This is a genomic window from Yersinia vastinensis, from assembly GCF_902726565.1.
Classification (GTDB): domain Bacteria; phylum Pseudomonadota; class Gammaproteobacteria; order Enterobacterales; family Enterobacteriaceae; genus Yersinia; species Yersinia vastinensis.
Window position 1 is genome coordinate 184,399 of sequence record NZ_CACVAF010000002.1, and the last position, 26,313, is coordinate 210,711.

Sequence of the window (26,313 nt, forward strand, 5' to 3'; positions counted from 1 at the left end):
GGGTATTTAATCTAACCAAGGTAAAAGTTGCCGGGCCGCACTATCAAATAAAGTCCGATCCAAATTGCCCGTATGAATAAAGCGAGAAACCAATTCCCAAAGGGTATAAAGCCAACGACGGGCAACAAAGGATTCAGAAACCGGTGCTTTATTGAGATAACGGTAAAATAACTGACTCGGCATCCCTTCTTCACTGAGGCGGAAAAGATCATATTCACGCGGTGCCCAAAGAATGGGGCCAGGATTAAGCATCGCCAGTAACTGGTCGCTGCGCGCATCTTTCAGCATACTGCGTAATGTCAAATTGCCATGAACCAACACAGAGCTGTCGTCAAAACCAACAAAAAGTGAACTTAAGGACGCTCGAGCACGATAAAGCACCGCGCGGTCTTCTAGGGTCATGACTGGGGAATTCATATTAGACAGCGTGGCCCACAGCACTTCGACTCGCTGCTGATACCAACTGAACCAATCATTTTCCTGTGTGCTATCAACATTGCCAACGCAACCATGGCTGTCAATTCGGTGCCAGGCTAATACCCCTTCCACTATCTGATCCATCAGAGCATCCCAACGTTCTCCCGTCCGAGTTGGTGCTTCCACTGAAACGCCACGCAAGCGCTCCATTAGAAGAATTTCTTTATATGGGGATTGATGGGTCATGACCAAGCCGTACACGGTCGGTAAGCGGATATCGCCCTCACGCGACAGCATCGACAATTTATAAGCCTCTTGCTGTGCAATCCCCTGACAGACATAACTTTTTGCTAATAATGGGATAGCCTGCCCCTGTTGGTTATACATCGCATACAAGTGGGCATAAGGTTGTTCGCTGATGCGTTCAAGGCGAGTGATCGATTCCCCAATCACTACACTTAATTCAGCTTTCAGCTGTTCCATAAGGCTTTGTCCGATTATCTGGAAATGATTCTTTATAATGGGATGCTGGGCGGGATATTTCTAGAATGCAGATCAAATAACATCCACAATAAAAATCGAACGATCGGCGGAAAATGACAATGCCAGCCTCAATTAAGACTGGCGTGTGTCGCTCTCGCTAGGATGGCTGGTTGAGCATAATCGCCCGAACGCGGTCCAAATCTTCTTGAGTATCAACCCCCACTGCGGGTACAGCTTTTGCCACTGCAACGTGGATTTTTTCACCGTACCACAGCACACGAAGTTGCTCTAATAACTCTATTTGCTCAAGTTTACTGGGTGCCCAATTAACATAACGGCGAATAAAACCGGCGCGATAAGCATAGATGCCAATGTGGCGTAAGAAACAATCACCAATGGTTTCTTTGGATTGAGCAAAACGCTCTCTTTCCCATGGGATGGTCGCGCGCGAGAAATAGAGCGCATAACCCTGAGCATCCATTACCACTTTGACTGCATTAGGATTAAAGGCTTCTTCACTGCTTTCAATTGGCACAGCTAAAGTGGCCATACCCGCGCTAGAGGCCGCCAGATTATCAGCGACCTGACGAATAATCACTGGAGGAACCAGTGGCTCATCACCCTGCACATTGACAATAATGTCATCATCGGCAAAACCATAACGCTCAATGACTTCCGCTAAACGCTCGGTACCAGACTGATGATCAGCACGGGTCAGACAGACTTCGCCCCCGGCAGCCTCAACCGCTTTCACGACATCTGGATGGTCTGTTGCCACAATCACCCGAGTGGCACCTGACGCCAACGCTTGCTCCATCACATGAACAACCATCGGTTTGCCAGCAATATCAGCCAGTGGCTTACCGGGTAGACGGGTTGAGGCATAGCGGGCGGGAATTATAGCAATGAAACTCATGCGTGCTTCTCATCAATTGACAGTGGGCGAGCTTCGTTCTCTAGCAAGACCGGAATACCATCACGCACTGGGTAAGCCAGGTTATCTGCTTTACACACCAGTTCAAGATTTTCTTTATTGAAGTATAACTTGCCGTTGCAGACCGGGCAGGCAACGATTTCGAGTAAACGGTGATCCATACATCCTCCAAAATGGAGTTTAGCCAGCGGGAAAGTGGTCGAGGATACCATAACTGCTGTTGCAGGGTAACAACGCCGACGCCGTCATGAGCATCAGCGATTAATAACAAGCAGTTATGTTAATCAGCATTAATATAAGTAAATACTCTCTGCAATTGGAGTGATAAATGTTGGTTTTGTTATTGATATGTTGAATATCGAAGAGTATTATTTTGTGACTGACATCACACAATTATGTACATCGAGTAAGAAATGAAAGTATTCCATAAAATTATTGCGCTGTTTGCTAACTTCAGCAACTAAGCCGCAAAAATACAAATAGAAGCACCTGCAAAACAGCCCAGCGACGAAAATAAGTCGAATAGAGGCGAAACAACTCAAAATAATTGGCGCTACGACGTCAAGTAAGAAGAGTAAAAACGGCTACCCTTGGGTAGCCGTTTTCTTAGAAAGCGATCACATCAGCGGCTGACGGCCCATGAATACTACGATAAGTAGAGAATTCAACGTGCTGCCCTTCACTCAGTGATTTATTTTTGGTGTTGGCAATGGCTGTCTTGCTGACATACACATCCAAGCTACCATCATGCGGAGAAATGAAACCGTAGCCTTCGGACTGGTTGAACCATTTCACTCGACCCATTTTTAACGTCATAATAAATTTCCTTTTACTGGGCATCCTAACAACTCATTTTTATTTATTGTTTAGATGCAGTTGCCCATCCTAAAGTTTTCTGATTAAACCTCTATGAGCTTGATTTTATGAAAAAACCCGCATATATGCGGGTTTTAGAATTTTGTTATCCGGATAGATGATTAACACATCAGTATCATCATCGGTTTCCAAGATTATTCAAACATTATCGTTCTGAATTACAGAGCAACAACGTTTGCAGCAGCCGGCCCGCGCGGGCTGTCTTGGATGGTGTACTCAACACGTTGGCCTTCAGCCAAAGTTTTGAAACCATCAGTTGCGATTGCAGAGAAGTGAACAAACACATCTTTACCGCCATCATGTTGCTCAATAAAACCAAAACCTTTAGCTTCGTTGAACCACTTAACCTGACCAGTTTTCTTAGACATAACTTTTACCTTTACTATCAAATACAAATACTAATAAATCTGCCATAAGGCACTCTACGCTATCAAGATAGCGGGTCTGCATCAGAAACATTACTTATGGGAGTTACTTATCGGAGATACTAGGAGGTTCGTCTTTGAAGCGGCATCAGAAGATAACGTCTTGGGAGGAACTGCTTTGCTTTACTCTCGTACACTCTTACACATAAATAGGTCTGTATCACAGGCCGACGGCTATTTACTCATAAAACATACCATCATGCAACCATTTTATCTGGGAATATGTATCACAGGGCAGCATCAATGAGATGCTACGCATAAAAATTCAATATTCTCCGCTGCTTACCCTCCAATTTACCAATATCAACCTAAAATAAAATTTGAATATGCACGTTTAACAGACGCGATAACCAGGCTACAGGAGCAATCTGATTATGACTCACCAACCATTTGTTCATCCCGATGAAATCCGTGCCAGATTCTCTCGTGCCATGTCCGACATGTATCAGACCGAAGTCCCACTGTACGGCACCTTATTGCAATTGGTTGCTGACATTAACAATCACAACATGGAGCAACAACCCGAACTGACTCGCCATTTACGCCAAACCGGGGAAATCGAGCGGCTTGGTATGGAGCGGCATGGTGCTATCCGGGTAGGAACGGCTGCCGAACTTGCCACCTTACGTCGCTTGTTTGCTGTCATGGGTATGGTCCCCGTGGGCTATTATGATCTGGCCCCCGCAGGTGTGCCTGTTCACTCCACAGCATTTCGCGCCATACATGAGGCCTCACTGCAAGCCTGTCCATTTAGAATTTTCACCTCACTGTTGCGCCTAGAGTTAATAGAACAATCTGAACTGAGGCAGCAAGCTGCTGATATTCTTGCTAAACGAAACATTTTCACCTCGCGTGTTATCGAATTAATTGTCAAAAATGAAACAGCAGGTGGGCTAACTGATGATGACGCGACTGATTTTATCACCCAAGCGTTGGAGATATTCCGCTGGCATAATCAGGCTACAGTCAGTGTCGAGGTTTATCAGCAACTGCATGATCAACATCGCCTAATTGCTGATGTCGTCGCTTTTAAGGGGCCACATATTAATCACCTGACCCCACGGACACTGAATATAGATGCCGTGCAAACGGCGATGCCGGAACATAACATTACTCCAAAAGCCGTGATCGAAGGCCCACCGCCACGTCATTGCCCAATACTGTTGCGACAAACCAGTTTTAAGGCATTGGAAGAAAAAGTCGCCTTCGTCTCTACCGATGGGCTGTTAGTTCAAGGGCACCACACCGCCCGTTTCGGAGAGATAGAACAGCGTGGTGCCGCACTGACGGCGAAAGGACGTGCTCTATATGACTGTTTATTGCAGGCCGCACAGGATCAACTACAGGTTCCAGCGAATGAGAAAAATGCTGAGCAATATAGCGCTATTCTCAGCGAACAGTTTCGCCAGTTTCCTGATGATTATCCGACGATGCGAGCAGAAAAACTCGCCTTTTTCCGTTATTTTCCCACAGAGAAAAGTCTCAGTGTTGCTGCGGTATCCATCCAAAATTTAACCTTGGATGAATTAATCCACGCCGAGTTCATTCGATATGAGCCTTTGGTTTACGAGGATTTTTTACCAGTCAGTGCTGCGGGGATTTTCCAATCCAATTTAGGGGATAAAGGGCAAAGTCACTTTGCTGGACATTCCAACCAGCAGGATTTTCAACGTGATTTGGGCGTTGAAGTCATTGATGAACTGCAATTGTACGAACAAACTCAGCAGCGCTCGCTAGCAGCATGTGCAAAAGCGCTGAAACGTGCGTCACTGGGTTTATAAATTGAATTACGACGAATGACGGGAGAGAGCCTGAATTTTCAGTAGCAATTGTTCAGCCTGATCCAGTGGCAACTGTGCATCTACAGGTAGATACCACCAATTAGGTTGAGCAAAAGCACGGCATTTGACAGCATCTTTTTCGGTCATCAGCAAAATTTGTGGCCCTGATGTGAGTGGGCTAAGTTGAGCTAATGAATAATCTTGATGATCTGCAAAGGCATATTCATTTTTTGGCTCAATGCCCAACTGCTTCAACGTGGCAAAAAAACGCGGCGGGTGGCCAATTCCGGCCATAGCAACGACATGCCGTAACTGCTGTGCCGAAAGGCGCTCGCCTGTGACCAAATTGACAGCCTCCCGTGCGACTAACTGCATGGGTATTTCGCCGGTGGCTGCAACACCGCCATTGGTTATCACCGCATCCACGCTGTGCAATCGCCCGGCCCGTTCCCGCATTGGCCCCGCAGGAAGCCACCAGCCGTTACCAAAGCGGCGCACACCATCAATCACCACTAGCTCAAAATCACGCTGTAGCGCGTAATGTTGTAAACCATCATCGGTAATAATGAAATCCAGCTTGTGATTTTTCAGTAAGGCTTTGACCGCTTCAGAACGTGTTGGCGAGACAGCAACTGGCGCACCGGTGCGCTGAAAAATCAACACGGGTTCATCACCGGCCTGTGCAGTGGTTATTTCATTGGAGAGCAACAACGGGTACACATCTGACTTGCCACCATAACCGCGAGACACTACACCAACATGGTAGCCCCGTGATTGTAAGTGTTCCACCAACCAGATAACCACCGGAGTTTTACCATTCCCCCCAGCAGTAAGATTGCCCACAATGATAACTGGCACTGGAGCGCGCCAACTTGAGCGCAGCCCCAGTGTATAGCTGGTTCGGATTAGCCAAGTGATTGCACCATATAGCCAGGATAGCGGTAGCAGCAATAAATACAGCCACGATTTCCCAGACCAGATACGTTCAATCATTGGCCAAACTGCATACGGTTAAGTTGGGCATAAGCGCCCTTTTTCGCCAACAATTCGGCATGCACACCACGTTCAACAATACGGCCATCTTCAATAACCAGAATCTCATCGGCTTTTTCAATAGTGGATAAGCGATGGGCAATAACCAATGAAGTTCGGTTCTTTTGTAACTCATCCAATGCGGATTGAATTGCCCGCTCAGATTCAGTATCCAACGCCGAAGTGGCTTCATCCAGGATCAATATTGGGCAATCACGCAATAAAGCACGCGCAATGGCAATACGCTGGCGCTGACCACCAGAAAGCATGACACCATTCTCACCAATGACTGTGTCCAAGCCATTTTCCATTTTATTGATAAAGTCCATCGCATAAGCCATTCGGGCAGCTTCTTCGATTTCTGCACGGCTGTAATGCTCATCGCGTGCATAAGCGATGTTATTGGCAACTGTATCGTTGAATAGATGAACATTTTGCGAAACCAACGCGACCTGATTACGTAACGAACCCAACCGATACTCACGCAAGTCATGACCATCCATCAAAATACTGCCTTCACTTACATCATAAAAACGCGTCAGTAGATTGGCGATTGTCGATTTCCCAGAACCAGAACGCCCGACCAATGCTACGGTTTTACCCGCTTCGAGGTGCATATTGATATCGTTCAATGCAGGGGTATCTTTGCCAGGGTAGTAGAACGTCACGTGACGGAATTCTATATCGCCTTTAGCGCGTTCCACTTCCAATTTGCCATCATCTTTTTCCTGCTCCATATCCAGAATAGTAAATAGCGTCTGGCAAGCCGCCATACCACGCTGGAATTGCGCGTTCACGTTGGTCAATGACTTCAATGGACGCATCAGAGCAATCATGGCTGAGAACACGACAGTAATCGTCCCCGCCGTTAGCGTTTCCATTACGCTGGGGAAACTTGCCGCATAGAGCACAAATGCCAAGGCAAAAGAGGCAATCAACTGAATGATCGGGTCTGAGATGGAAGAGGCAGAAACCAGTTTCATTCCTTGCTGACGCATACGATTACTGACCGCTTCAAAGCGCTCGGTTTCAACTTTCTGCCCACCAAAGATCAAAACTTCTTTGTGCCCTTTCAGCATTTGCTCTGCACTGGTCGTCACTTCCCCCATGGTGCTTTGCATGTTTTTACTGATATTACGAAAACGCTTAGAAACCAATCGGATAGAGACCGACACAATCGGCGCGATGACAATTAAAATCAGCGACAGCTGCCAGCTGTAATAAAACATCATGATGAACAAGCCGATAATCGAGGCCCCTTCCCGCACGACGGTGACCAGTGCACCAGAAGAAGATGCTGCAACTTGCTCCGAGTCATAAGTAATACGTGATAACAGAGTACCGGTCGATTGCTGGTCAAAAAAGGACACCGGCATTCCCATCATATGGCTGAATAGGCGGCGACGAATATGCATCACGACCTTGCCAGAGACCCATGAGATGCAATAGCTTGAAATAAAGCCGGTCACACCACGAACAACCATCAGACCAATTACGGCCAGAGGCATCCATTTTAAAATTGAGCTGTTAGCTTTACCAAAACCATCGTCTAACAATGGTTTCAGTAATGACAGCATAAACGTGTCACTGGCGGCATTAAGGATTAATGCTATCGCCGCAACTACAAGACCGGTCTTAAAAGGAGAGATCATTGGCCAGAGGCGACGGAACGTCTGCCAAGTGGATAGATCTTTATCATTCATCATGCAAATACCAGCACCAGAAGAAATAGCGGCCCATTCTACTCATTATGACCTCCAACGCCAAATTGCTGGTGATACCAACGTGGCATTAATTGTTCTCGATAGCCATTAATTTGCCAACTATCGCTGTAAAAATGCACACTTAGTTGCCCTGAGACCGCAGTATCACGCCAGATAATGCTATTTTTTTGATAACGTTTCAGGACTTTTCTGGCGGGCAGGTGCCATTGGTTATAGCGTGCAACAGAAGTAAATGCCAATTCTGGTTTCACCGCCCGTAGAAAGGGCGCAGTTGAAGATGAGTTGCTGCCATGGTGGGGAACCTGTAGCACTGTGGATGCTAATTTTCCCCGAAAAAGTTTAACTAATTCATGTTCACCCTTCATTTCCAGATCCCCCGTCAGCAATAAACTGTACTGACCATCATCAATGCGAATAACACATGAATAATCATTTTGTGCATTAGCCACTTGTGTCATAGGCCATAAAACCTCGAAATTTAAGCCTTGCCACTGCCATACTTCTCCTTTCTTGCAAGGCAATGCATTGATGACATTCTTTAAAGGGAATGAAGCTCGGACTGTAGCCAGAGGAAAAGCAGACTGAAGCTCGATCAACCCGCCAGTATGATCCTGATGGTCATGGCTAAGGATAATTTGCTCGACGGTAATACCACGCCAACGTAAATAAGGTAGAACAACCATTGATGCCATGCTGCCGGTAGCCCAGCGGTTGCCTGTATCAAATATGATTGCCTTTCCTCCTCGCTCAATCACCACCGCCAGACCGTGTCCAACATCCAGCATATCAACGCGCCAGAGATATTCATCACGCCGCTGAATGAACAGTGCCACATTTACGCAAAGGACTATTATCCCAATGGGATAGCTACGCCACCATTGAAAGCGCCAAATAAACATTGCTAGCCAGCCGCCAGCCCCCAAAGCGACAAATGCGGCACCAGTATAAAACCACCCTGAACTCAAATAATTAAGAGGTAAAAATACAGCAGTTAGCGATACATTGGCCAAAGACCAAAACACAGTAGCAATAGCCGGAAATAGTGCAAAAGCCAATGCCAACAAGACACAAGGGACTGTAACCAAAGAAACCAGAGGAACTGCCCAGAGATTCGCGGGTATTGAAAATAAGCTGATGCCATGAAAAAGAACGATTTGTATCGGCATCAACAATAACATCATGCCCAATTGCAAATGTAAGCAGCGGATAACCCCTCCACGCCAGCCTCTTTTAAAACAGGGTGAAAGCGGCATCCAATAGAACCAACATATCAAGCTAAAGACCGCCAGACAGGAGAGCCAGAAACTGTCGGAAAGGACGGCAAGTGGGTCACTCAGTAAAATGAGTGCCAACGCCCACAACCACACTTGCCATGCACTACACGATATCCCCATCAATCTGAGCAACAGCCATAGTGTTAAGGCAATAGCAGCTCTAACCGCAGGTGGATTCGCGCCCGCCAGCCAGACATAGACCATTGCAATAAGCCAGCCAACCAACAGAGGGAACAATGGTCGGATCCAACTCACAGGAAGGAAAAATTGTACACAGCGCGCCACTGCCCCACCGAATAACGCAGCCATGGCAATGTGCAAACCAGAAATGGCCATGAGGTGTGCCGTACCCGTATCACGTAATAGCGCCCAGAATTGAGTCTCTGTTTGCCGCCGCTCCCCAAAAGCCAGCGCCAGCAATACTTTTCGTTGCTCATAGGGTTCAAGCTGTTGTTCAATCGTCTGAATTGCCTGTTGGCGAAGATTACAGCGTGCGTCAAGTAATTGAGCATGAATCATTCGTCCTTGTAATGGGCGACGATTAGCTACCGCCCAGCGCTGGCTATCAAAGCCACCCTCATTAAGTAAACTGTGCACGCCCCGCATCTTTAGCTGCAAGTTCCACCGCTGACCGGCACAATATGCGAGGTTCTTTTGCCACTTAATCATCACAGTCATCGGTGGAAAGACTCGCTGCCCATTAACTTGCTGAATATCTAATAGCACCTGATTGCTTTCTATTTCTGCCAAGTGCGGGCTTTTTATTATTCCAACAACGTGTAACTCCCTTTGAGTCAACTGAGCAATTTGCCTCAATACCTTGTCTCCGTGCCAACTGCCCCAAACGAAGCTAATTAAGGCCAGCGTAAGGCACTGACAATAGAGATGACTGCGGGTCCATAGCAATGCAGCCAAGAGCAGGAGTGTGCTAATGGTGATAGTCCCTGGCAGTTGAGGCAAAAACATGAGAGGGAGTAACCCGACAACTATCGCCGTAGCGGCATGATCAATTGATAAAGTGATATGAGACCGTCCATTTTATTATTACCAGATAGCATCATTGCCATCCGTTACTTCGTAAGTAAGATGCTGATTTTCTATGGAGCGAGGGAATACAGCCAGCATTAAAAACAGGCATTTAGAGTGGGTTCGCGAACCGCTTTATCTTGTTGCAAAATTAATCATGGAAATGCGGGATGCCTCTAAAACGAGCGGGCATTATTGAAAGGAAAGTACGTTCTGGAGTGGTGGATACATAAAAAATGAAGAAATGATGTGCAAAATAAAAACGGTGCCGTTAAAGGCACCGTTTCGTATCAGCGTTATACCTATTTTACTTGGAACAATCGCTCCAAGCACTTTGGGTATAAATAATAACGCGGTAAGCCGTAAACAGCTTAACCGTAGATATTAGCGCGATCGCGCAGTTCTTTACCTGGCTTAAAGTGCGGAACGTACTTACCATCCAAATCAACTTTATCGCCAGTCTTTGGATTGCGGCCAACACGCGGAGCACGGTAGTGAAGAGAAAAACTGCCAAATCCTCGGATCTCAATGCGCTCACCTTCAGCTAGTGTTCCAGCCATATGTTCAAGCATTTCTTTCACTGCATCCTCAACGACTTTCGCCGGTATGTGAGATTGCTGGCCAGCAAGTCTTTCAATAAGTTCAGACTTGGTCATATTACCTCCAAGCTTTGCAGCTAAACTACCGTATAGGGGCGGAAAGACCGCCCCCCGTTATTACTCGCCTTTTGCAGCTTTGAACGCTTCTGCCATTGCGCTAGAGAAGTTACCTTCTTCTGGCTTGTTGTTAACTGTAGCAATAGCATCTTTCTCATCAGCTTCGTCTTTAGCACGAACAGACAGGCTGATTACGCGGTTTTTACGGTCAACGCCAGTATATTTGGCTTCAACTTCATCACCGACGTTCAGAACCAACGTTGCATCTTCAACGCGATCGCGAGTTGCTTCGGAAGCACGCAGATAACCTTCTACGCCGCCTGCCAATTCAACTGTAGCACCTTTGGCGTCAACTGCAGTGACTTTACCAGTAACAATAGCACCTTTCTTGTTTACAGACAGGTAGTTATTGAATGGATCTTCTGCAAGTTGTTTCACACCCAGAGAGATACGCTCACGTTCTGCATCTACTTGCAGAACCACAGCTGCGATTTCGTCGCCTTTCTTATATTCACGAACTGCTTCTTCGCCTGCAACGTTCCAGGAGATGTCAGACAGGTGAACCAGGCCGTCGATACCGCCGTCCAGGCCGATGAAGATACCGAAGTCAGTGATAGACTTGATTTTACCTTCAACGCGGTCGTTTTTGTTGTGGGTTTCTGCAAACAGCTGCCATGGGTTAGATTTGCACTGTTTCAGGCCCAGAGAAATACGACGACGTTCTTCATCGATGTCCAGAACCATAACTTCCACTACGTCGCCAACGTTAACAACTTTAGACGGGTGAATGTTTTTGTTGGTCCAATCCATTTCTGAAACGTGTACCAGACCTTCAACGCCTTCTTCGATTTCTACGAAGCAACCGTAATCAGTCAGGTTAGTTACACGACCAGTCAGCTTAGTGCCTTCTGGGTAACGTTTAGCGATAGCAACCCATGGATCTTCGCCCAGCTGTTTCAAGCCAAGGGATACACGAGTACGTTCGCGGTCGAATTTCAGAACTTTAACAGTGATTTCGTCGCCCACATTGACGATTTCGCTTGGGTGTTTAACACGTTTCCAAGCCATGTCAGTAATGTGCAGCAAGCCATCAACGCCACCCAGATCAACGAATGCACCGTAGTCAGTCAGGTTCTTAACGATACCCTTAACTTCCATGCCTTCTTGCAGGTTTTCCAGCAATTGATCACGCTCAGCGCTGTTCTCGGATTCGATAACTGCACGACGAGAAACAACGACGTTGTTGCGTTTCTGATCCAGCTTGATGACTTTGAACTCAAGCTCTTTGCCTTCCAGATGCAGAGTATCGCGAACTGGACGCACATCAACCAGTGAACCAGGCAAGAACGCACGGATGCCGTTCAGTTCGACTGTAAAGCCGCCCTTCACTTTGCCGTTGATCACACCAGTAACGGTTTCAGCTTCTTCGTAAGCTTTTTCCAGCGTGATCCAAGCTTCGTGACGCTTAGCTTTTTCACGGGACAGCAGAGTTTCACCGAAGCCGTCTTCAACAGCGTCCAGAGCAACGTCAACTTCGTCACCAACTTGAATTTCCAGTTCACCTTGCGCGTTCTTGAACTGTTCTGCTGGAATTGCTGACTCAGATTTCAGACCGGCGTCAACCAGTACGATATCTTTATCGATAGAAACAACAACACCACGGACGATAGAGCCCGGACGTGTTTCAATTGTTTTCAGGGATTCTTCAAAGAGTTGAGCAAAAGATTCTGTCATGTTAATAATCTTCAGGATTCTTAAGTTTAACGTCCATCTAGCATCCCGCCGGATGGGGTTGTTTCACATGCCTCGCCACACATCCTTGCAGCAAGGTTAAAGTGCTCATCAAAAATAATTTTAATTAAAAAATAAATCGTTGAGAGCTCAGAACGGACGGCATTGTCGTTATTTTTTTAACGGCAACGCTAGAATTCTTTGGGCGTAAACCAGTGCTTGTTCAATCACCTGCTCGATGGACATACTGGTTGAATCCAGTACCAATGCATCTGCCGCAGGGACTAAAGGAGCAATAGCCCGATTACGATCACGGTCATCCCGCTCCTGTATCTCGGACAAAAGACGTTCAAAGTTAACACTAAACCCCTTTTCCTGCAACTGTAGCATGCGCCTGTGTGCACGTTCTTGCGAACTTGCATCAAGAAATATTTTCACTGGTGCATCAGGAAAGACCACTGTACCCATATCGCGGCCATCAGCAATCAAGCCTGGCGCCTCGCGAAATGCTCGCTGCCGGCGCAATAATGCTTCACGCACTCGCGGGAAAGCTGCAGCCTGCGACGCTGTGTTACCTACAGTTTCAGTGCGGATTTCATTACTGACATCCTCACCTTCCAAAATCACTTTTAACTGCCCATTCTGTGAGACAAAACGAACATCGAGATGTGCAGCTAGTGGAACGAGTGCCTCTTCGGTGCTGATATCAACGTGGTGATGCAGCGCTGCCAAAGCCAAAACACGGTAAATCGCACCAGAATCAAGCAAATTCCAGCCCAGCGATTCAGCCAGTGCTTTACAAAGCGTCCCTTTACCTGCACCACTTGGTCCATCAACGGTTATCACCGGGGCTGACGCCGTCATTTATCTCTCCTTTCGGTAGGCAAAACCTCTTGTCTACCCGACAGGGCAAACACAGGAGCAGTATTATACGCTGCATCGGAGTGAACTGTTACCCTACCGTGGTTTAGTTGCTGAAAATAAAACCATAGGCTGTAGCGAAAGTGTAGAGGAGATGGGGAAGATAGACAGTAAAAATATTTATCTTTTGTTAATTTGCGAGCCAACACGTCAGGGGCAAAGACCAGCGATTACTTGTTTGCAGCTGACCTTTATCACATAAAAATGGGCGCCGATTGGCACCCATTTCCACAACTAAATTATGTTAGTAGCAAATTTGCATTACTGGCTCAAACGGCCCAGTTGTTCAAAATAATCTGGGAAAGTTTTGGCGGTACATTTAGGATCCAGAATCGTGACCGGAGTATCGGACAACGCCACCAAAGAGAAACACATCGCCATACGGTGATCATTGTAAGTCCCTATTTCTGCTGCAATTAACTGCGCAGGAGGGACAACGCGAATATAATCCTGCCCCTCTTCCACTTCGGCACCGACTTTTCTTAACTCTGTCGCCATCGCGGATAAACGGTCCGTTTCTTTGACTCGCCAGTTATAAATATTGCGAATCACTGTCGGGCCGTCGGCAAATAATGCGGTGGTTGCAATGGTCATCGCTGCATCAGGGATATGGTTCATGTCCATATCAATGCCGTGTAATTCACCACGGCTACATTCGATATAGTCATCGCCCCAGCTCACTTTAGCCCCCATTTTTTCCAGCACATCGGCAAATTTGGTATCACCCTGCACACTTTTCTTACCAATACCGGTAACTCGCACAGTGCCGCCTTTAATCGCCGCCGCCGCCAAGAAGTAGGAGGCAGATGATGCGTCCCCCTCGACGAGATAAGTCCCCGGCGTACGATAAGTCTGGCCGCCTTTAATATGGAAGACTTGGTAATTTTCGTGCACGACATCAACACCAAAAGCTTTCATCAAATGCAGGGTAATGTCGATATAAGGTTTGGAAACTAACTCCCCTTGAATCTGAATATCAGTATCTTGTTCAGCAAGTGGAGCCGTCATCAATAATGCCGTCAGGAATTGGCTGGAAACACTGCCATCTACCGTCAGCTTGCCACCACGGAAACCACCGCGTAAGCGTAATGGCGGGTAGTTTTCTTGTTCAAGATAATCAATTTGTGCACCGCCCTGACGTAATGCATCGACTAAATGACCAATTGGTCGCTCTTTCATTCGCGGCTCACCGGTCAAAATAATATCGCTATGCCCCAAACACAAAGCTGCCGCCAAGGGGCGCATTGCCGTTCCAGCATTGCCCAAAAACAGCTCCAATGGCTGCTCAGCGACCAATTTGCCGCCAAGGCCATCCACTTCACAACGGGTACGGTCAGCAGAAAGGCGGAATTTTACGCCTAATGCTTCAAGGGCATTGAGCATATGGCGGATGTCATCACTGTCTAATAAGTTGCTTAGCTGGGTCGTCCCCTCAGCCAACGCTGCCAGAAGAAGTGCACGGTTAGAAACACTTTTAGAACCAGGTAAATTAACGGTGCCATTAATCAGGGCAATGGGTTGTAAAGTCAGGGATTCCAGCATGGGAAAAACACTCTCCAGTCTTTTATGAGCAACAGCCCCGCACAGGACGGGGCTGTTGTTACTGATACATTATTGTTACTGAAAAAAATAATTATTTAAATCATGGCGATGAATAAACTGGTGCAGATAAATATCCGCGTACAGAGATCAACCATGGCGGCGTTCAAAATCAGCCATAAAATCTGTTAATGCTTTAACACCTTCAATTGGCATAGCGTTATAAATAGAAGCGCGCATTCCCCCCGCTACCCGGTGGCCTTTTAATGCTTGCAGCCCTTGAGCTTCAGCTTCACTTAAGAAGAGTTTGTCTAGCGAAGCATCTTTCATTTGGAACGGCACATTCATTCGCGAGCGGTTAGCAGCAGCAATCTGATTGCGGTAGAAACCGGTGCGGTCAATAGCGCTGTACAGTAACTCTGCTTTGGCCTGATTGCGTTTTTCCATTTCAGCCAAACCACCCTGCTCTTTCAGCCATTTAAAGACCAAGCCTGAGAGATACCAAGCGAAAGTTGGTGGGGTGTTGAACATCGAATCGTTGTCTGCCAAAACCTTATAATCAAGAATTGATGGCAGTTCCTTACGGGCCTTGCCCAGCAAATCTTCACGCACGATAACCACTGTCAGCCCTGCTGGGCCGATATTTTTCTGGGCGCCGGCATAAATAACACCATAACGGCTAACATCAATCGGGCGAGAAAGGATAGATGATGAGTAGTCAGCAACCACGACTTTGTTCCCAAAGTCAGGTTCTTCATCGATAGCAAGACCATCAATGGTTTCATTTGGGCAATAATGCACAAAGGCCGCATTCTCACTCAACTTCCATTGTTTCATTGATTGAATGCCAACCACGCCATTATCATCAGTTTTCACATTAATGACATTTGGTGTGCAATATTTTTGTGCTTCGTTAATGGCACTGTGCGCCCAATAACCGCCGTCAATATAATCAGCGGTATTGTTGTCACCGAGCAAGTTCAGTGGAACCGCCGCAAACTGTGCGCGTGCACCGCCGTGGCAAAATAACACTTTATAATTAGCAGGGATCTGCATCAAATCGCGCAGATCTTTTTCTGCCTCTTCAGCCACCTGCATAAACTCTTTGCTACGATGACTAATTTCCATGACCGACGTACCCAGCCCATGCCAGTTACGTAATTCCTGTTCTGCACGACGTAAAACTTCAACCGGCAGCATTGCAGGCCCTGCACTAAAATTATAAACCTGTGTCATTTCCCCTCACCACACTTAACTAAGATTGCCATCGTCATAACCCATCCCTCGGTTTTATCATCCGAGTCAGCCTGCTGCAACGGTTATTCACTGGTGAGGGAGAAACTCTCAGCATCGGCCTCAGCATGCTGTGCGTTATCTTGTCATTAATTTGAAATTATTCACCAAAAGTAGCCCCACCATACTCTTACAGCACAATAGATAACTCATTTTGCCCGTTGATGGTGCAAAGCCTCTACCCAGTGGTGGTGACCGCACCGTTGGCAGGTGGCGTGTGAACCCGCTGATAATGTAATAATGAGGCTACATTGGCTACAGGCATATTCACCACTTTTCTTTATGGTATTAAATGACTTAACACAACATTTTGGTAGAACAGGCAACCCGGGTTTAACCTGTTCATTAGTGAAGAAAAAGACGCTAATAGCACCATTGACTTCTAGAATCGCCAACCGCACCTGACCCAAGTGTTCTACGCCTTGATGGCGCAATTCCATAAAAAACTCATCATGAGTAATATTTTCCTGCTGCATACTTTCCCAAGCAAACACACCGTCATTTACAATAATCAATGGTTTACCTTCCATCCATTGTTGTATTTTTTCGCTGCGTGACATCAAGAAAGTGGATAAGCGGTACATAATCATAATGCTGATAAAGACCATAACAACCGGCAGCATAGGGACATCTTCATAAAAGGTGACGTCACCTGCCGCGGAACCGAGTGTCAGAATAATCACGACTTCAAATAGTGACATCTGCCGCACACCCCGGCGGCCGCTCAATTTAAGAAATAAGAATACTAAGACAAAGGTAAATAAACATCGGATACCCACCTCGGCTAAAAATTCGATAGGGAATTTATCCAAAGCCATCCGGTTGAAATCGAACGTTTTCATTTATTGTTTTCCTGCTGTCTAAAAAGATCCACAAATCCTTGCCTGATATTTATTAAAGGTAGCTGGCAGAAAGTATTTGCGTTTTTAATTTCAGATTACAGGTAATAAAAAATAGACGGAGGCCGAAGCCTCCGCTAAAGATGAATTAAATCAGTATGTATGGAATAACTTTTGGATTTCTTGTGGTTTTTGCGTTTGTGTTAATGCCAGTTGTAACAATACCCGTGCTTTTTGTGGATTGAGTGAACCGGAAGCAACAAAGCCATATTTGGTATCGTCAATTTCGGCATCTTCCGTGGTAGAGCCTGTTGGTACTCGAGATGATCGCACCACGGTAACGCCGTTATGTGCCGCCGTTGCTAATGTATCAAACACAGTATGGTAAAGGTTTCCGTTGCCGACACCGGCACTGACAATTCCCTGATATCCATCGCTAATCAATGCCTTAGCAGGTAAATCAGATGCATTGGCATAGTTATAGATAATGCCGACTTTCGGTAAGGTATCCAACTTGCTGATATCAAAAGCAGGTTGTCTTGGTGTTGGCTGATACAAATAATTGACCTTGCCATCATAGATATAGCCCTGCGGGCCAGTGTTCGGGGATTGGAAGGTTTGTACCGAGGTGGTATTGGTTTTCATCACATCACGGCCAGTCAGCACTTGGTCATTCATGGCAACCAGCACACCGCGTTTAGCCGAATTGGTATCACTGGCGACAACGACAGCATTGTAGAGATTCAACGGGCCATCAGCGCCAAGAGCGGTTGCCGGGCGCATCGCCCCAACCATCACCACAGGTTTATCACAATTGACGGTTAAATCGAGAAAATACGCAGTTTCTTCAAGTGTATCAGTACCATGAGTAATTACGAATCCGTCAGTTTTGGCACAGTCTGTATTAATTTTTTTCGCCAACTTCAGCCAGACTTCATCATTCATATCTTGAGAACCGATATTCACCACTTGCTCACCTTGAATATTGGCGAGTTTTTTCATTTCTGGCACGGCATTGACCAGAGCATCAACCCCCAGTTTTCCGGCAGTATAGTTAGATTTGGTCGCTGAATCACCGCCACCGGCAATAGTTCCCCCAGTTGCCAACAAGGTTATATTAGGTAGAGCAAAGGCCGAACCGCTGATCCCTGCTAAGATTCCGGCTAAGACAGTTAGCTTTATAGATTTCATATTATGACTCCATTATTTATAAGCTAGTGAATTATCCGGAATATCCATATAAAAACTGTGACATTTACTGTGCTTTAGGAATACGTGGAGCTATTAACCAAAACCCCGTATGATTGCGCGTTTTTAGTACCGCCAAAAAGTGAAGACAATGACTCAAACCTTTATTCCCGGCAAAGACGCCGCGCTGGAAGACTCCATCTCCCGCTTTCAGCAAAAACTGAGCGACCTCGGTTTTAATATTGAAGAAGCCTCCTGGCTGAACCCGGTTCCTCACGTTTGGTCGGTACATATCCGCGATCGTGACTGCCCGCTGTGTTTTACCAATGGCAAAGGTGCCAGCAAGAAAGCGGCACTGGCTTCGGCCTTGGGGGAATATTTCGAGCGTTTATCAACAAACTATTTCTTCGCCGATTTCTATCTGGGCAAAGGCATTGCAGAGGGCGATTTCGTTCATTATCCGAACGAGAAATGGTTCCCAATCCCTGAAGATGACTTACTGCCAGAAGGTATTTTGGATGAGCGCCTGTTGGCGTTTTACGATCCAGAGCAAGAGTTGCTTGCCAGTGATCTGGTGGATTTGCAGTCGGGTAATGCCAAACGAGGAATCTGCTCACTGCCTTTCACTCGCCAGTCAGATTTAGAAACCGTCTATATTCCTATGAATATTATCGGCAATCTGTATGTATCAAACGGCATGTCTGCCGGGAATACCGCCAATGAGGCTCGCGTGCAGGCATTATCAGAAGTGTTTGAACGCTCGGTAAAAAATCGCATTATCGCGGAATCAATCAGCTTGCCAGAAATCCCAGTTGAGGTGCTCAATCGCTATCCAGACGTCGTAGAGGCCATTGCCAAACTGGAAGAAGAAGGTTTCCCAATCCTCTCTTACGATGCGTCATTAGGTGGTGCTTACCCAGTCATTTGTGTGGTGCTGTTTAACCCATCAAATGGCACCTGTTTTGCTTCATTCGGCGCACACCCTGACTTTGGTGTTGCCCTTGAACGTACCGTGACTGAGTTATTACAAGGCCGCAGCCTGAAAGATTTGGATGTCTTTACTGCACCAACCTTTGACGATGAAGAAGTCGCTGAACATACCAATCTGGAAACGCATTTTATTGATTCAAGCGGCCTGATCAGTTGGGATATGTTTAAAGAAGAGGCTGACTATCCGTTTGTTGATTGGAGCTTTAAAGGCACTACCGAAGAAGAGTTCGCAACGTTGATGGACATCTTTAAGCAAGAAGACGCTGAGGTGTATATCGCTGATTATGAACATCTTGGTGTTTATGCTTGCCGAATTCTGGTACCGGGGATGTCAGATATTTATCCTGCCGAAGACTTGTTAATGGCAAACAACACTATGGGTGTACATCTGCGCGACACAATTCTAGCGCTACCGGACAGTGACTGGCAGCCAGAGCAGTATCTGGAACTCATTCAGAAATTGGACGACGACGGTTTGGATGATTTCGCGCGGGTGCGTGAACTGCTCGGCATCGCCTCTGGCAAAGATAACGGCTGGTATACCCTGCGTGTCGGTGAACTGAAATCTATGCTGGCACTGGCGGGCGGTGATTTGGAACAAGCGCTGATTTGGGTAGAATGGACACAAGATTTCAACTCTTCGGTCTTCACTGCAAAACAGGCCAATTATTACCGTTGCCTGCAAACCTTACTGTTGCTGACCCAAGAGCCAGATCGTGATCCTGTGCAATATCACAGCGCCTTTGTGAAGATGTATGGTCAGGAAGCTGTAGAGACAGCCTCAGCAGCACTCGTCGGTGAAGTGCGCTTTAATGGTTTATTCAGTGTTGATGAAGAGCTGAAAGCCCTCCCTGCGCATCAAGCCCTGTTGGGTGCCTATGCCAAATTACAAGCTGCTAAACGCCGCTATTGGTCTAAAGGCGAATAAACACCCTTCAAGTAAAGCGGCAATTGTCGCTTTACTTTTCCCTTTCACGGCACGTTCCCCCTCTATTTAATTTTTGCAATTATTCCTGATGAAAATAAATACAAATAACCAAAAGCAATAATTGTTTTTGTCATAAAAAAACGTTATTTTCTGACGCCACGTTGAGTGGAAATAGCACCTTTAAACAAACATTATTTGTCATTCAGATAAAATAGCTGCAAAGGTGAATAAAGCGTTAATTTTTAATGATGGCGAAAAATAAAAATAGCTACAAATACTCCTTTTAATTAACGTTTCCAACGGCTTTAAAACAGAGCAATCAAAATTTTTTGTAAATCTTAAAATATTTTTTCACTTTAAAAATCAACAACTTAACTTCATTAGACACACATTTTGTAGTGTTTTATAGCGAACTAAACTCGCGCAATATGATCCATATCAATTTTCACGCTATACTGCTTTGCTAGTATCTCGTTGTGCTTTATTAACCCTTAAGAGAGAGTTAGTGTGAAAGCTGACAACCCCTTCGATGCATTATTACCTGCGGCAATGGCTAAAGTAGCCGAAGATGCCGGTGTCTATAAAGCCACCAAGCATCCGCTAAAAACCTTTTATTTAGCGATTACTGCTGGTGTGTTTATTTCAATTGCGTTTGTTTTTTATATTACTGCGACTACCGGTACTGCGGGCGTGCCTTTCGGCTTTGCCAAGTTAGTGGGTGGTATTTGTTTCTCCCTGGGGCTAATGTTAGTAGTGGTATGTGGTGGTGATCTTTTCACTTCGACTGTACTCACAACTGTCGCCAAAGCCAGTGGCCGAATTACTTGGCGCCAACTGGGATGCAACTGGGTTAATGTCTATATTGGGAACCTAGTCGGTGCACTATTCTTTGTGTGCCTTATTTGGTTTGCAGGTCAATATATGGTGGCCAATGGTCAATGGGGTTTGAATGTTTTACAAACCGCCGACCATAAATTGCACCATACTTTTATTGAAGCCATCTGCTTGGGTATTTTGGCTAATTTGATGGTCTGCCTTGCGGTGTGGATGAGTTACTCCGGCCGTACCATAATGGACAAGATGTTCGCGATGATTTTACCGGTGGGAATGTTTGTTGCCAGCGGCTTTGAGCATAGCATCGCAAATATGTTTATGATTCCTATGGGTATTGTGATTAAAAACTTCGCTTCGCCTGAATTTTGGCAATCCATAGGAGCTGCACCTGAGCAATTTGCTCACTTAACCGTAAGTAACTTTATTATTGATAACCTGATCCCCGTCACTATCGGTAACATCATTGGCGGCGGATTATTGGTAGGTTTGACTTACTGGGTAATTTATCTGCGCGGTGACCAGCAACACTGAGTGGCCGCACACGGTTTTCGAAGAAATTCACATTAAAAGGTAGATGCATTATGACCGAACTTAATGAAAAATTGGCCAAAGCATGGCAGGGTTTTACCAAAGGCGATTGGCAGAATGAAGTCAACGTTCGTGACTTCATCCAGAAAAACTACACTCCTTATGAAGGCGATGAGTCATTCCTTGCCGGCCCTACCGAAGCGACCACCAAGTTGTGGGACATGGTTATGGAAGGTATCAAACTGGAAAACCGCACCCATGCGCCAGTTGATTTTGATACCGACGTAGCTTCAACCATCATTTCCCATGATGCTGGCTACATCAACAAAGATCTGGAAACCATCGTTGGTTTGCAGACTGAAAAACCATTGAAACGTGCCCTGATTCCATTCGGCGGCATCAAAATGGTAGAAGGCTCTTGCAAAGTTTACGGCCGTGAACTTGACCCGCAACTGAAAAAAGTCTTCACCGAATACCGTAAAACGCACAACCAAGGTGTGTTCGACGTTTATACCAAAGATATCCTGAACTGCCGTAAGTCTGGTGTACTGACTGGTCTGCCAGATGCTTATGGCCGTGGCCGTATCATCGGTGACTATCGTCGCGTAGCCGTTTACGGTATCGACTTCCTGATGAAAGACAAACTGGCTCAGTTCAACTCTTTACAGGATGACCTGGAAAACGGTAAAGATCTGGAAATGACTATCCAGCTGCGCGAAGAAATTGCTGAACAGCATCGTGCTCTGGCTCAGATCAAAGAAATGGCAGCCAAATATGGTTGTGATATCTCCGGTCCTGCGACTAACGCACGTGAAGCTGTACAGTGGACTTACTTCGGCTATCTGGCTGCGGTTAAATCTCAGAACGGTGCTGCAATGTCCTTCGGTCGCGTGTCTACTTTCCTTGACGTGTACATTGAACGCGACATGAAAGAAGGCAAACTGACTGAAGAAGAAGCGCAAGAACTGATTGACCATTTGGTTATGAAACTGCGTATGGTTCGCTTCCTGCGTACGCCTGAGTATGATGAGCTGTTCTCTGGTGACCCAATCTGGGCAACTGAGTCTCTGGCAGGTATGGGCGTTGATGGCCGTACTCTGGTGACTAAAACCAGCTTCCGCTTCCTGAATACCCTGTACACCATGGGGCCTTCTCCAGAGCCGAATATGACCATCCTGTGGTCAGAAAAACTGCCACTGAATTTCAAAAAATTTGCCGCTAAAGTGTCTATCGATACTTCATCTGTACAGTATGAAAACGATGACCTGATGCGCCCTGACTTCAACAACGATGACTATGCCATCGCGTGTTGTGTTAGCCCGATGATTGTCGGTAAACAAATGCAGTTCTTCGGTGCTCGTGCAAACTTGGCGAAAACCATGTTGTACGCAATCAACGGTGGCGTTGACGAAAAACTGAAAATTCAGGTTGGTCCGAAAGAAGCGCCAATGATGGACGACGTGCTGGACTATGACAAAGTCATGGACCGCATGGACCACTTTATGGATTGGCTGGCTAAACAATACGTTACCTCGCTGAACATCATTCACTACATGCATGACAAGTACAGCTATGAAGCTGCGCTGATGGCACTGCATGACCGTGATGTTTACCGTACTATGGCGTGTGGTATTGCAGGTCTGTCTGTTGCTGCTGACTCCCTGTCTGCTATCAAATATGCCAAAGTAAGCACCATCCGTGATGCTGATGGCTTGGCTATCGACTTCAACATCGAAGGCGAGTATCCACAGTTTGGTAACAACGACTCACGCGTTGATGATATTGCTTGTGACCTGGTTGAGCGCTTCATGAAGAAAATTCAGAAGCTGCGTACTTACCGTGGTGCCGTAGCAACTCAGTCTGTGCTGACCATCACCTCTAACGTGGTTTATGGTAAGAAAACAGGTAACACCCCAGATGGTCGCCGTGCTGGTGCTCCATTCGGTCCAGGTGCTAACCCAATGCACGGCCGTGACCAGAAAGGTGCTGTTGCCTCTCTGACCTCTGTTGCTAAACTGCCGTTTGCTTATGCGAAAGATGGTATTTCTTATACCTTCTCTATCGTGCCAAACGCGCTGGGTAAAGACGATGAAGTTCGTAAAGCTAACCTGGCAGGTCTGATGGATGGTTACTTCCATCACGAGTCGTCCATTGAAGGTGGTCAACACCTGAACGTGAACGTAATGAACCGCGAAATGCTGTTAGACGCGATGGAAAACCCGGAAAAATATCCGCAGTTGACAATCCGTGTATCAGGTTACGCTGTTCGTTTTAACTCACTGACCAAAGAACAACAGCAGGATGTGATTACTCGTACCTTTACACAGTCGATATAATTCCCTGCTGCAGTAAAATGGCATAAACTTAAAGGCTCCACTTTAGTGGGGCCTTTATTCATCCAGCATTGGAGAAATCCTGCTATGTCAGTACTTGGTGACTTTTAAACAAGGTTAACAAGTTGAAATTAAAGGATTAATTTCAGGTCTCGTCCACATATTGACCATGTCGACAAAAGAAGTCCCGCTTGCGGGACTTTTTTAATTTAAGGACATTCGCTATTTTCTCGGAATGTCGTAATTTGCGGATATCGGGTATTTTCTTGGAATGTCGTAATCTGTGGATATTGGATGTTTTCTCGGAATATCATAATCCGCGGATATTGGATGCTCTCTTGGAATATCGTAATCTGTGGAAATTACTAATTTCTTACTAGAAGAGTCATCTGGCTCTTTAAATGAGACTTTTTTTTCCTGCAGACACCCCAAATTTTTCATCATTTCTTTGTACTCTAAATACTCACTCTCACTCATTCTTGTTTTGGGATGGATGCTCGAAACCAATGGCTTAATTTCTGATGCTCGAACTGTGCTACTAGTCGTAACATAACCGCCTGAGGAAATATTGTGTTCAGGTAATTTTTGCTGTTTATATGGTTTATCAACATCTGATACCAAACTTTGAGTTGAAGTACAGAGACATGAATTAACGCCAAAATGCATATAGAGTTCCTTAAATTAAAGCCCAGAATCTAACTATAGCCACAAGCTAAACTTCTCATATCAGTCTTTTACCTGATAACTTCCCTTCTCTTAACGACGTGATTCACGCCAGTGACCGTTGTAAATTTCGTACTCATTTTTACAGTATGAAAATTTCCCAGCCATTTGGCGCAAACCCTTGCGGCGTCTGGCTTTGCGCGTCGTTGCGTTTATTCTTCTAGAGAAACCCGCAGACCGTAGAAAATTAACTGAGTTACTTGATCTGTGGTGGATATATCACGGTAAGAGCCATACACGCGGGGAGGTTGAGAAAGGCCGGCTAATTGCCACGATGAAAAAATTAGCCGCAATGGGGGTTATCAGGGCCGACCAACTGACAAAAAAAAACCATCACAGACTATCGGGTTCACTTGCTAAATACAGGGCTTAAGACATCGAGCATTGACCGTGAGTGTTCTGTCTTGATGGGGCTATTCACCAAGCTAATTAACGCGGGTGAATATCACTGTCAAAACCCATTTAGCGGGATTAAGAAGCTGAAAGAACCTGAATCAGAAATGGCGTTTCTGTCATCCGATGAATTACCCAAACTGCTGGGGTTATTAGAGGATGATGATCGGAAAGTGGCTTTAGTTTGCCTGGCTACTGGTGCGCGGTAGGGTGAGGTTTCAGCTCTGAAAGGTGAACATGTATTTAATAACATGGTTACTTTTATGAAAACTAAGAACGGCAAGCGGCGATCTGTTCCTATTTCTGAGGAACTATTCAAGTCAAACTATACTAAAACCCGTAGAATACTAAGGGAAATGAAACCTGACATCCCTGACGGTCAGGCATTGCACATATTGAGGCACACTTTCGCAACGCATTTTATGATGAATGGAGGTAATATTATTACACTACAACGAATTTTAGGACACTCCACAATACAACAAACGATGACGTATGCGCACTTTGCACCTGACTTTTTGCAAGATGCGGTAGCACTGAATCCCATAAATGGAATGTCCATATAATGTCCACCATTCAGAACCAAATGGCACTAACTGGAACTTTATGAACAAGATAATAGATTGTATTACAACGGAAACCCCCGCCACAGAGGGGGCTACCAAACCAGTACTTGGTCGTATTCACTCATTCGAATCCTGTGGCACCGTTGACGGCCCTGGCATCCGATTTATCGTATTCTTCCAGGGCTGCTTGATGCGTTGCCTGTATTGCCATAACCGTGATACTTGGGACACCCACGGCGGTAAAGAAGTTACCGTTGAAGAATTAGTCAAAGAAGCCATCACCTATCGCCACTTTATGAATGCTTCCGGTGGTGGTGTAACGGCTTCTGGTGGCGAAGCTATCTTGCAGGCCGAATTTGTACGTGATTGGTTCCGCGCCTGTCATGAAGAAGGCATTCATACTTGCCTAGATACCAATGGCTTCGTGCGTCGTTATGACCCAGTTATTGATGAATTATTGGATGCCACAGATTTAGTCATGCTGGATTTAAAACAGATGGATGACAGCGTGCATCAAAATCTGGTCGGCGTCTCCAATCACCGGACACTGGAATTTGCTCGTTATTTGGCAAAGCGTAACCAGAAAACCTGGATTCGTTATGTGGTTGTACCGGGGTGGTCAGATGATGACAAATCAGCCCATATGCTGGGTGAGTTTACCCAGAACATGACCAATATTGAGAAAATCGAATTACTGCCTTACCACGAACTGGGTAAGCATAAATGGGTTGCCATGGGCGAAGAATACAAGTTGGATGGTGTTAAACCGCCTTCCAAGGAAATCATGGATAGAGTAAAAGGTATTCTGGAAAGTTATGGTCACAAAGTGATCTATTGATACTCAATTAAAGATATCATTGAAGTTATGCCGCCGCTGGA

The 26,313-nt window shown here is 45.9% G+C and carries 24 protein-coding genes; 8 read left to right on the forward strand and 16 right to left on the reverse strand.

Annotated elements, in window-relative coordinates; all coding sequences use genetic code 11:
- Nucleotides 1-6: 6 nt before the first annotated feature.
- The 5 genes from HUZ92_RS03570 to cspE form a co-directional block, all read right to left on the reverse strand.
- Complete coding sequence (locus HUZ92_RS03570; RefSeq protein ID WP_050097130.1) at nucleotides 7-900, reverse strand: YcbJ family phosphotransferase; 894 nt, start codon at nucleotides 898-900, stop codon at nucleotides 7-9.
- Between the two features lie 157 nt (nucleotides 901-1,057).
- Entirely contained in the window at nucleotides 1,058-1,816 is a 759-nt protein-coding gene (gene kdsB / locus HUZ92_RS03575) for a 3-deoxy-manno-octulosonate cytidylyltransferase (RefSeq protein WP_050139699.1), read from the reverse strand.
- Nucleotides 1,813-1,995, reverse strand: coding sequence for a Trm112 family protein (locus HUZ92_RS03580; RefSeq protein ID WP_004700032.1), 183 nt, complete (start codon nucleotides 1,993-1,995; stop codon nucleotides 1,813-1,815). Before HUZ92_RS03580 ends, kdsB begins: the two co-directional genes overlap by 4 nt.
- 445 nt (nucleotides 1,996-2,440) lie before the next feature.
- Nucleotides 2,441-2,650 (reverse strand): cold-shock protein, encoded by a 210-nt coding sequence (locus tag HUZ92_RS03585; protein WP_025378781.1) that lies wholly within the window; start codon nucleotides 2,648-2,650, stop codon nucleotides 2,441-2,443.
- A 218-nt stretch (nucleotides 2,651-2,868) separates the two neighbouring features.
- Nucleotides 2,869-3,078, reverse strand: coding sequence for a transcription antiterminator/RNA stability regulator CspE (cspE, locus tag HUZ92_RS03590; protein WP_005159934.1), 210 nt, complete (start codon nucleotides 3,076-3,078; stop codon nucleotides 2,869-2,871).
- A 431-nt stretch (nucleotides 3,079-3,509) separates the two neighbouring features.
- Here cspE and hglS point away from each other — a divergent pair, with 431 nt between their 5' ends.
- On the forward strand, nucleotides 3,510-4,916 hold the full coding sequence (hglS, locus tag HUZ92_RS03595) for a 2-oxoadipate dioxygenase/decarboxylase HglS (protein WP_128450870.1): 1,407 nt from the start codon (nucleotides 3,510-3,512) through the stop codon (nucleotides 4,914-4,916).
- A 6-nt stretch (nucleotides 4,917-4,922) separates the two neighbouring features.
- On the opposite strand, the gene lpxK is transcribed toward hglS, so the two are convergent.
- From lpxK to ansB, 10 genes are all read right to left on the reverse strand, one after another.
- Complete coding sequence (lpxK, locus tag HUZ92_RS03600; protein WP_050097127.1) at nucleotides 4,923-5,909, reverse strand: tetraacyldisaccharide 4'-kinase; 987 nt, start codon at nucleotides 5,907-5,909, stop codon at nucleotides 4,923-4,925.
- Nucleotides 5,906-7,654, reverse strand: coding sequence for a lipid A ABC transporter ATP-binding protein/permease MsbA (msbA, locus tag HUZ92_RS03605; RefSeq protein ID WP_050097126.1), 1,749 nt, complete (start codon nucleotides 7,652-7,654; stop codon nucleotides 5,906-5,908). The genes lpxK and msbA overlap by 4 nt, the downstream gene beginning before the upstream one ends.
- Before the next feature lie 35 nt (nucleotides 7,655-7,689).
- On the reverse strand, nucleotides 7,690-9,912 hold the full coding sequence (locus HUZ92_RS03610; protein ID WP_230678308.1) for a ComEC family protein: 2,223 nt from the start codon (nucleotides 9,910-9,912) through the stop codon (nucleotides 7,690-7,692).
- 431 nt (nucleotides 9,913-10,343) lie between these two features.
- Nucleotides 10,344-10,628, reverse strand: a complete 285-nt coding sequence (ihfB, locus tag HUZ92_RS03615; protein ID WP_050097124.1) for an integration host factor subunit beta — start codon at nucleotides 10,626-10,628, stop codon at nucleotides 10,344-10,346.
- Between the two features lie 60 nt (nucleotides 10,629-10,688).
- On the reverse strand, nucleotides 10,689-12,362 hold the full coding sequence (gene rpsA / locus HUZ92_RS03620; RefSeq protein ID WP_050097123.1) for a 30S ribosomal protein S1: 1,674 nt from the start codon (nucleotides 12,360-12,362) through the stop codon (nucleotides 10,689-10,691).
- 168 nt (nucleotides 12,363-12,530) lie between these two features.
- A complete protein-coding gene (gene cmk, locus HUZ92_RS03625; protein ID WP_050139702.1) occupies nucleotides 12,531-13,223 on the reverse strand; it encodes a (d)CMP kinase in 693 nt (230 codons plus the stop codon).
- Nucleotides 13,224-13,541: 318 nt separating this feature from the next.
- Nucleotides 13,542-14,822, reverse strand: a complete 1,281-nt coding sequence (gene aroA, locus HUZ92_RS03630; RefSeq protein ID WP_050097121.1) for a 3-phosphoshikimate 1-carboxyvinyltransferase — start codon at nucleotides 14,820-14,822, stop codon at nucleotides 13,542-13,544.
- A 147-nt stretch (nucleotides 14,823-14,969) separates the two neighbouring features.
- On the reverse strand, nucleotides 14,970-16,055 hold the full coding sequence (gene serC, locus HUZ92_RS03635; RefSeq protein WP_050097120.1) for a 3-phosphoserine/phosphohydroxythreonine transaminase: 1,086 nt from the start codon (nucleotides 16,053-16,055) through the stop codon (nucleotides 14,970-14,972).
- Between the two features lie 206 nt (nucleotides 16,056-16,261).
- The gene (locus HUZ92_RS03640; protein ID WP_145579983.1) at nucleotides 16,262-16,954 is read right to left on the reverse strand and encodes a DUF421 domain-containing protein; all 693 of its coding nucleotides are present in this window, start codon (nucleotides 16,952-16,954) and stop codon (nucleotides 16,262-16,264) included.
- Nucleotides 16,955-17,104: 150 nt separating this feature from the next.
- The gene (ansB, locus tag HUZ92_RS03645; RefSeq protein ID WP_050097118.1) at nucleotides 17,105-18,142 is read right to left on the reverse strand and encodes an L-asparaginase 2; all 1,038 of its coding nucleotides are present in this window, start codon (nucleotides 18,140-18,142) and stop codon (nucleotides 17,105-17,107) included.
- 148 nt (nucleotides 18,143-18,290) lie between these two features.
- Between ansB and ycaO the strand changes: the two genes are divergently transcribed.
- From ycaO to pflB, 3 genes are all read left to right on the forward strand, one after another.
- Complete coding sequence (gene ycaO / locus HUZ92_RS03650) at nucleotides 18,291-20,057, forward strand: 30S ribosomal protein S12 methylthiotransferase accessory factor YcaO (RefSeq protein ID WP_050139704.1); 1,767 nt, start codon at nucleotides 18,291-18,293, stop codon at nucleotides 20,055-20,057.
- 507 nt (nucleotides 20,058-20,564) lie between these two features.
- Nucleotides 20,565-21,422 carry a formate transporter FocA gene (gene focA / locus HUZ92_RS03655; RefSeq protein ID WP_050097116.1) on the forward strand — a complete coding sequence of 286 codons (858 nt, stop codon included), beginning with the start codon at nucleotides 20,565-20,567 and terminating at the stop codon, nucleotides 21,420-21,422.
- A gap of 50 nt (nucleotides 21,423-21,472) precedes the next feature.
- Nucleotides 21,473-23,755, forward strand: coding sequence for a formate C-acetyltransferase (gene pflB / locus HUZ92_RS03660; protein ID WP_050097115.1), 2,283 nt, complete (start codon nucleotides 21,473-21,475; stop codon nucleotides 23,753-23,755).
- Between the two features lie 219 nt (nucleotides 23,756-23,974).
- Here pflB and HUZ92_RS03665 read toward each other — a convergent pair whose 3' ends face one another.
- Nucleotides 23,975-24,418, reverse strand: coding sequence for an EF-hand domain-containing protein (locus HUZ92_RS03665; RefSeq protein WP_128450873.1), 444 nt, complete (start codon nucleotides 24,416-24,418; stop codon nucleotides 23,975-23,977).
- Between the two features lie 193 nt (nucleotides 24,419-24,611).
- On the opposite strand from HUZ92_RS03665, the gene HUZ92_RS21075 reads away from it, so the two are divergent.
- The 4 genes from HUZ92_RS21075 (at nucleotide 24,612) to pflA (ending at nucleotide 26,272) form a co-directional block, all read left to right on the forward strand.
- Entirely contained in the window at nucleotides 24,612-24,848 is a 237-nt protein-coding gene (locus HUZ92_RS21075) for a phage integrase (protein WP_422645905.1), read from the forward strand.
- The gene (locus tag HUZ92_RS21080; protein WP_422645901.1) at nucleotides 24,829-25,077 is read left to right on the forward strand and encodes a phage integrase; all 249 of its coding nucleotides are present in this window, start codon (nucleotides 24,829-24,831) and stop codon (nucleotides 25,075-25,077) included. Before HUZ92_RS21075 ends, HUZ92_RS21080 begins: the two co-directional genes overlap by 20 nt.
- Nucleotides 25,078-25,293: 216 nt before the next feature.
- Nucleotides 25,294-25,434: a hypothetical protein gene (locus HUZ92_RS20840; protein WP_230678320.1), complete on the forward strand. Its 141-nt coding sequence runs from the start codon at nucleotides 25,294-25,296 to the stop codon at nucleotides 25,432-25,434.
- Nucleotides 25,435-25,474: 40 nt separating this feature from the next.
- The gene (gene pflA / locus HUZ92_RS03675; RefSeq protein ID WP_072087663.1) at nucleotides 25,475-26,272 is read left to right on the forward strand and encodes a pyruvate formate lyase 1-activating protein; all 798 of its coding nucleotides are present in this window, start codon (nucleotides 25,475-25,477) and stop codon (nucleotides 26,270-26,272) included.
- Nucleotides 26,273-26,313 lie beyond the last annotated feature (41 nt).

Coding starts and splice junctions, on each gene's coding strand:
- kdsB (WP_050139699.1), bottom strand. CDS start 1,816: ATGAGTTTCATTGCTATAATTCCCGCCCGCTATGCCTCAACCCGTCTA.
- lpxK (WP_050097127.1), bottom strand. CDS start 5,909: ATGATTGAACGTATCTGGTCTGGGAAATCGTGGCTGTATTTATTGCTG.
- cmk (WP_050139702.1), bottom strand. CDS start 13,223: ATGACGGCGTCAGCCCCGGTGATAACCGTTGATGGACCAAGTGGTGCA.
- ycaO (WP_050139704.1), top strand. CDS start 18,291: ATGACTCAAACCTTTATTCCCGGCAAAGACGCCGCGCTGGAAGACTCC.
- HUZ92_RS20840 (WP_230678320.1), top strand. CDS start 25,294: ATGAATGGAGGTAATATTATTACACTACAACGAATTTTAGGACACTCC.
- msbA (WP_050097126.1), bottom strand. CDS start 7,654: ATGATGAATGATAAAGATCTATCCACTTGGCAGACGTTCCGTCGCCTC.
- HUZ92_RS03610 (WP_230678308.1), bottom strand. CDS start 9,912: ATGTTTTTGCCTCAACTGCCAGGGACTATCACCATTAGCACACTCCTG.
- serC (WP_050097120.1), bottom strand. CDS start 16,055: ATGACACAGGTTTATAATTTTAGTGCAGGGCCTGCAATGCTGCCGGTT.
- ansB (WP_050097118.1), bottom strand. CDS start 18,142: ATGAAATCTATAAAGCTAACTGTCTTAGCCGGAATCTTAGCAGGGATC.
- HUZ92_RS03640 (WP_145579983.1), bottom strand. CDS start 16,954: ATGAAAACGTTCGATTTCAACCGGATGGCTTTGGATAAATTCCCTATC.
- pflA (WP_072087663.1), top strand. CDS start 25,475: ATGAACAAGATAATAGATTGTATTACAACGGAAACCCCCGCCACAGAG.
- HUZ92_RS03580 (WP_004700032.1), bottom strand. CDS start 1,995: ATGGATCACCGTTTACTCGAAATCGTTGCCTGCCCGGTCTGCAACGGC.
- HUZ92_RS03570 (WP_050097130.1), bottom strand. CDS start 900: ATGGAACAGCTGAAAGCTGAATTAAGTGTAGTGATTGGGGAATCGATC.
- ihfB (WP_050097124.1), bottom strand. CDS start 10,628: ATGACCAAGTCTGAACTTATTGAAAGACTTGCTGGCCAGCAATCTCAC.
- HUZ92_RS03585 (WP_025378781.1), bottom strand. CDS start 2,650: ATGACGTTAAAAATGGGTCGAGTGAAATGGTTCAACCAGTCCGAAGGC.
- rpsA (WP_050097123.1), bottom strand. CDS start 12,362: ATGACAGAATCTTTTGCTCAACTCTTTGAAGAATCCCTGAAAACAATT.
- HUZ92_RS03665 (WP_128450873.1), bottom strand. CDS start 24,418: ATGCATTTTGGCGTTAATTCATGTCTCTGTACTTCAACTCAAAGTTTG.
- hglS (WP_128450870.1), top strand. CDS start 3,510: ATGACTCACCAACCATTTGTTCATCCCGATGAAATCCGTGCCAGATTC.
- pflB (WP_050097115.1), top strand. CDS start 21,473: ATGACCGAACTTAATGAAAAATTGGCCAAAGCATGGCAGGGTTTTACC.
- aroA (WP_050097121.1), bottom strand. CDS start 14,822: ATGCTGGAATCCCTGACTTTACAACCCATTGCCCTGATTAATGGCACC.
- cspE (WP_005159934.1), bottom strand. CDS start 3,078: ATGTCTAAGAAAACTGGTCAGGTTAAGTGGTTCAACGAAGCTAAAGGT.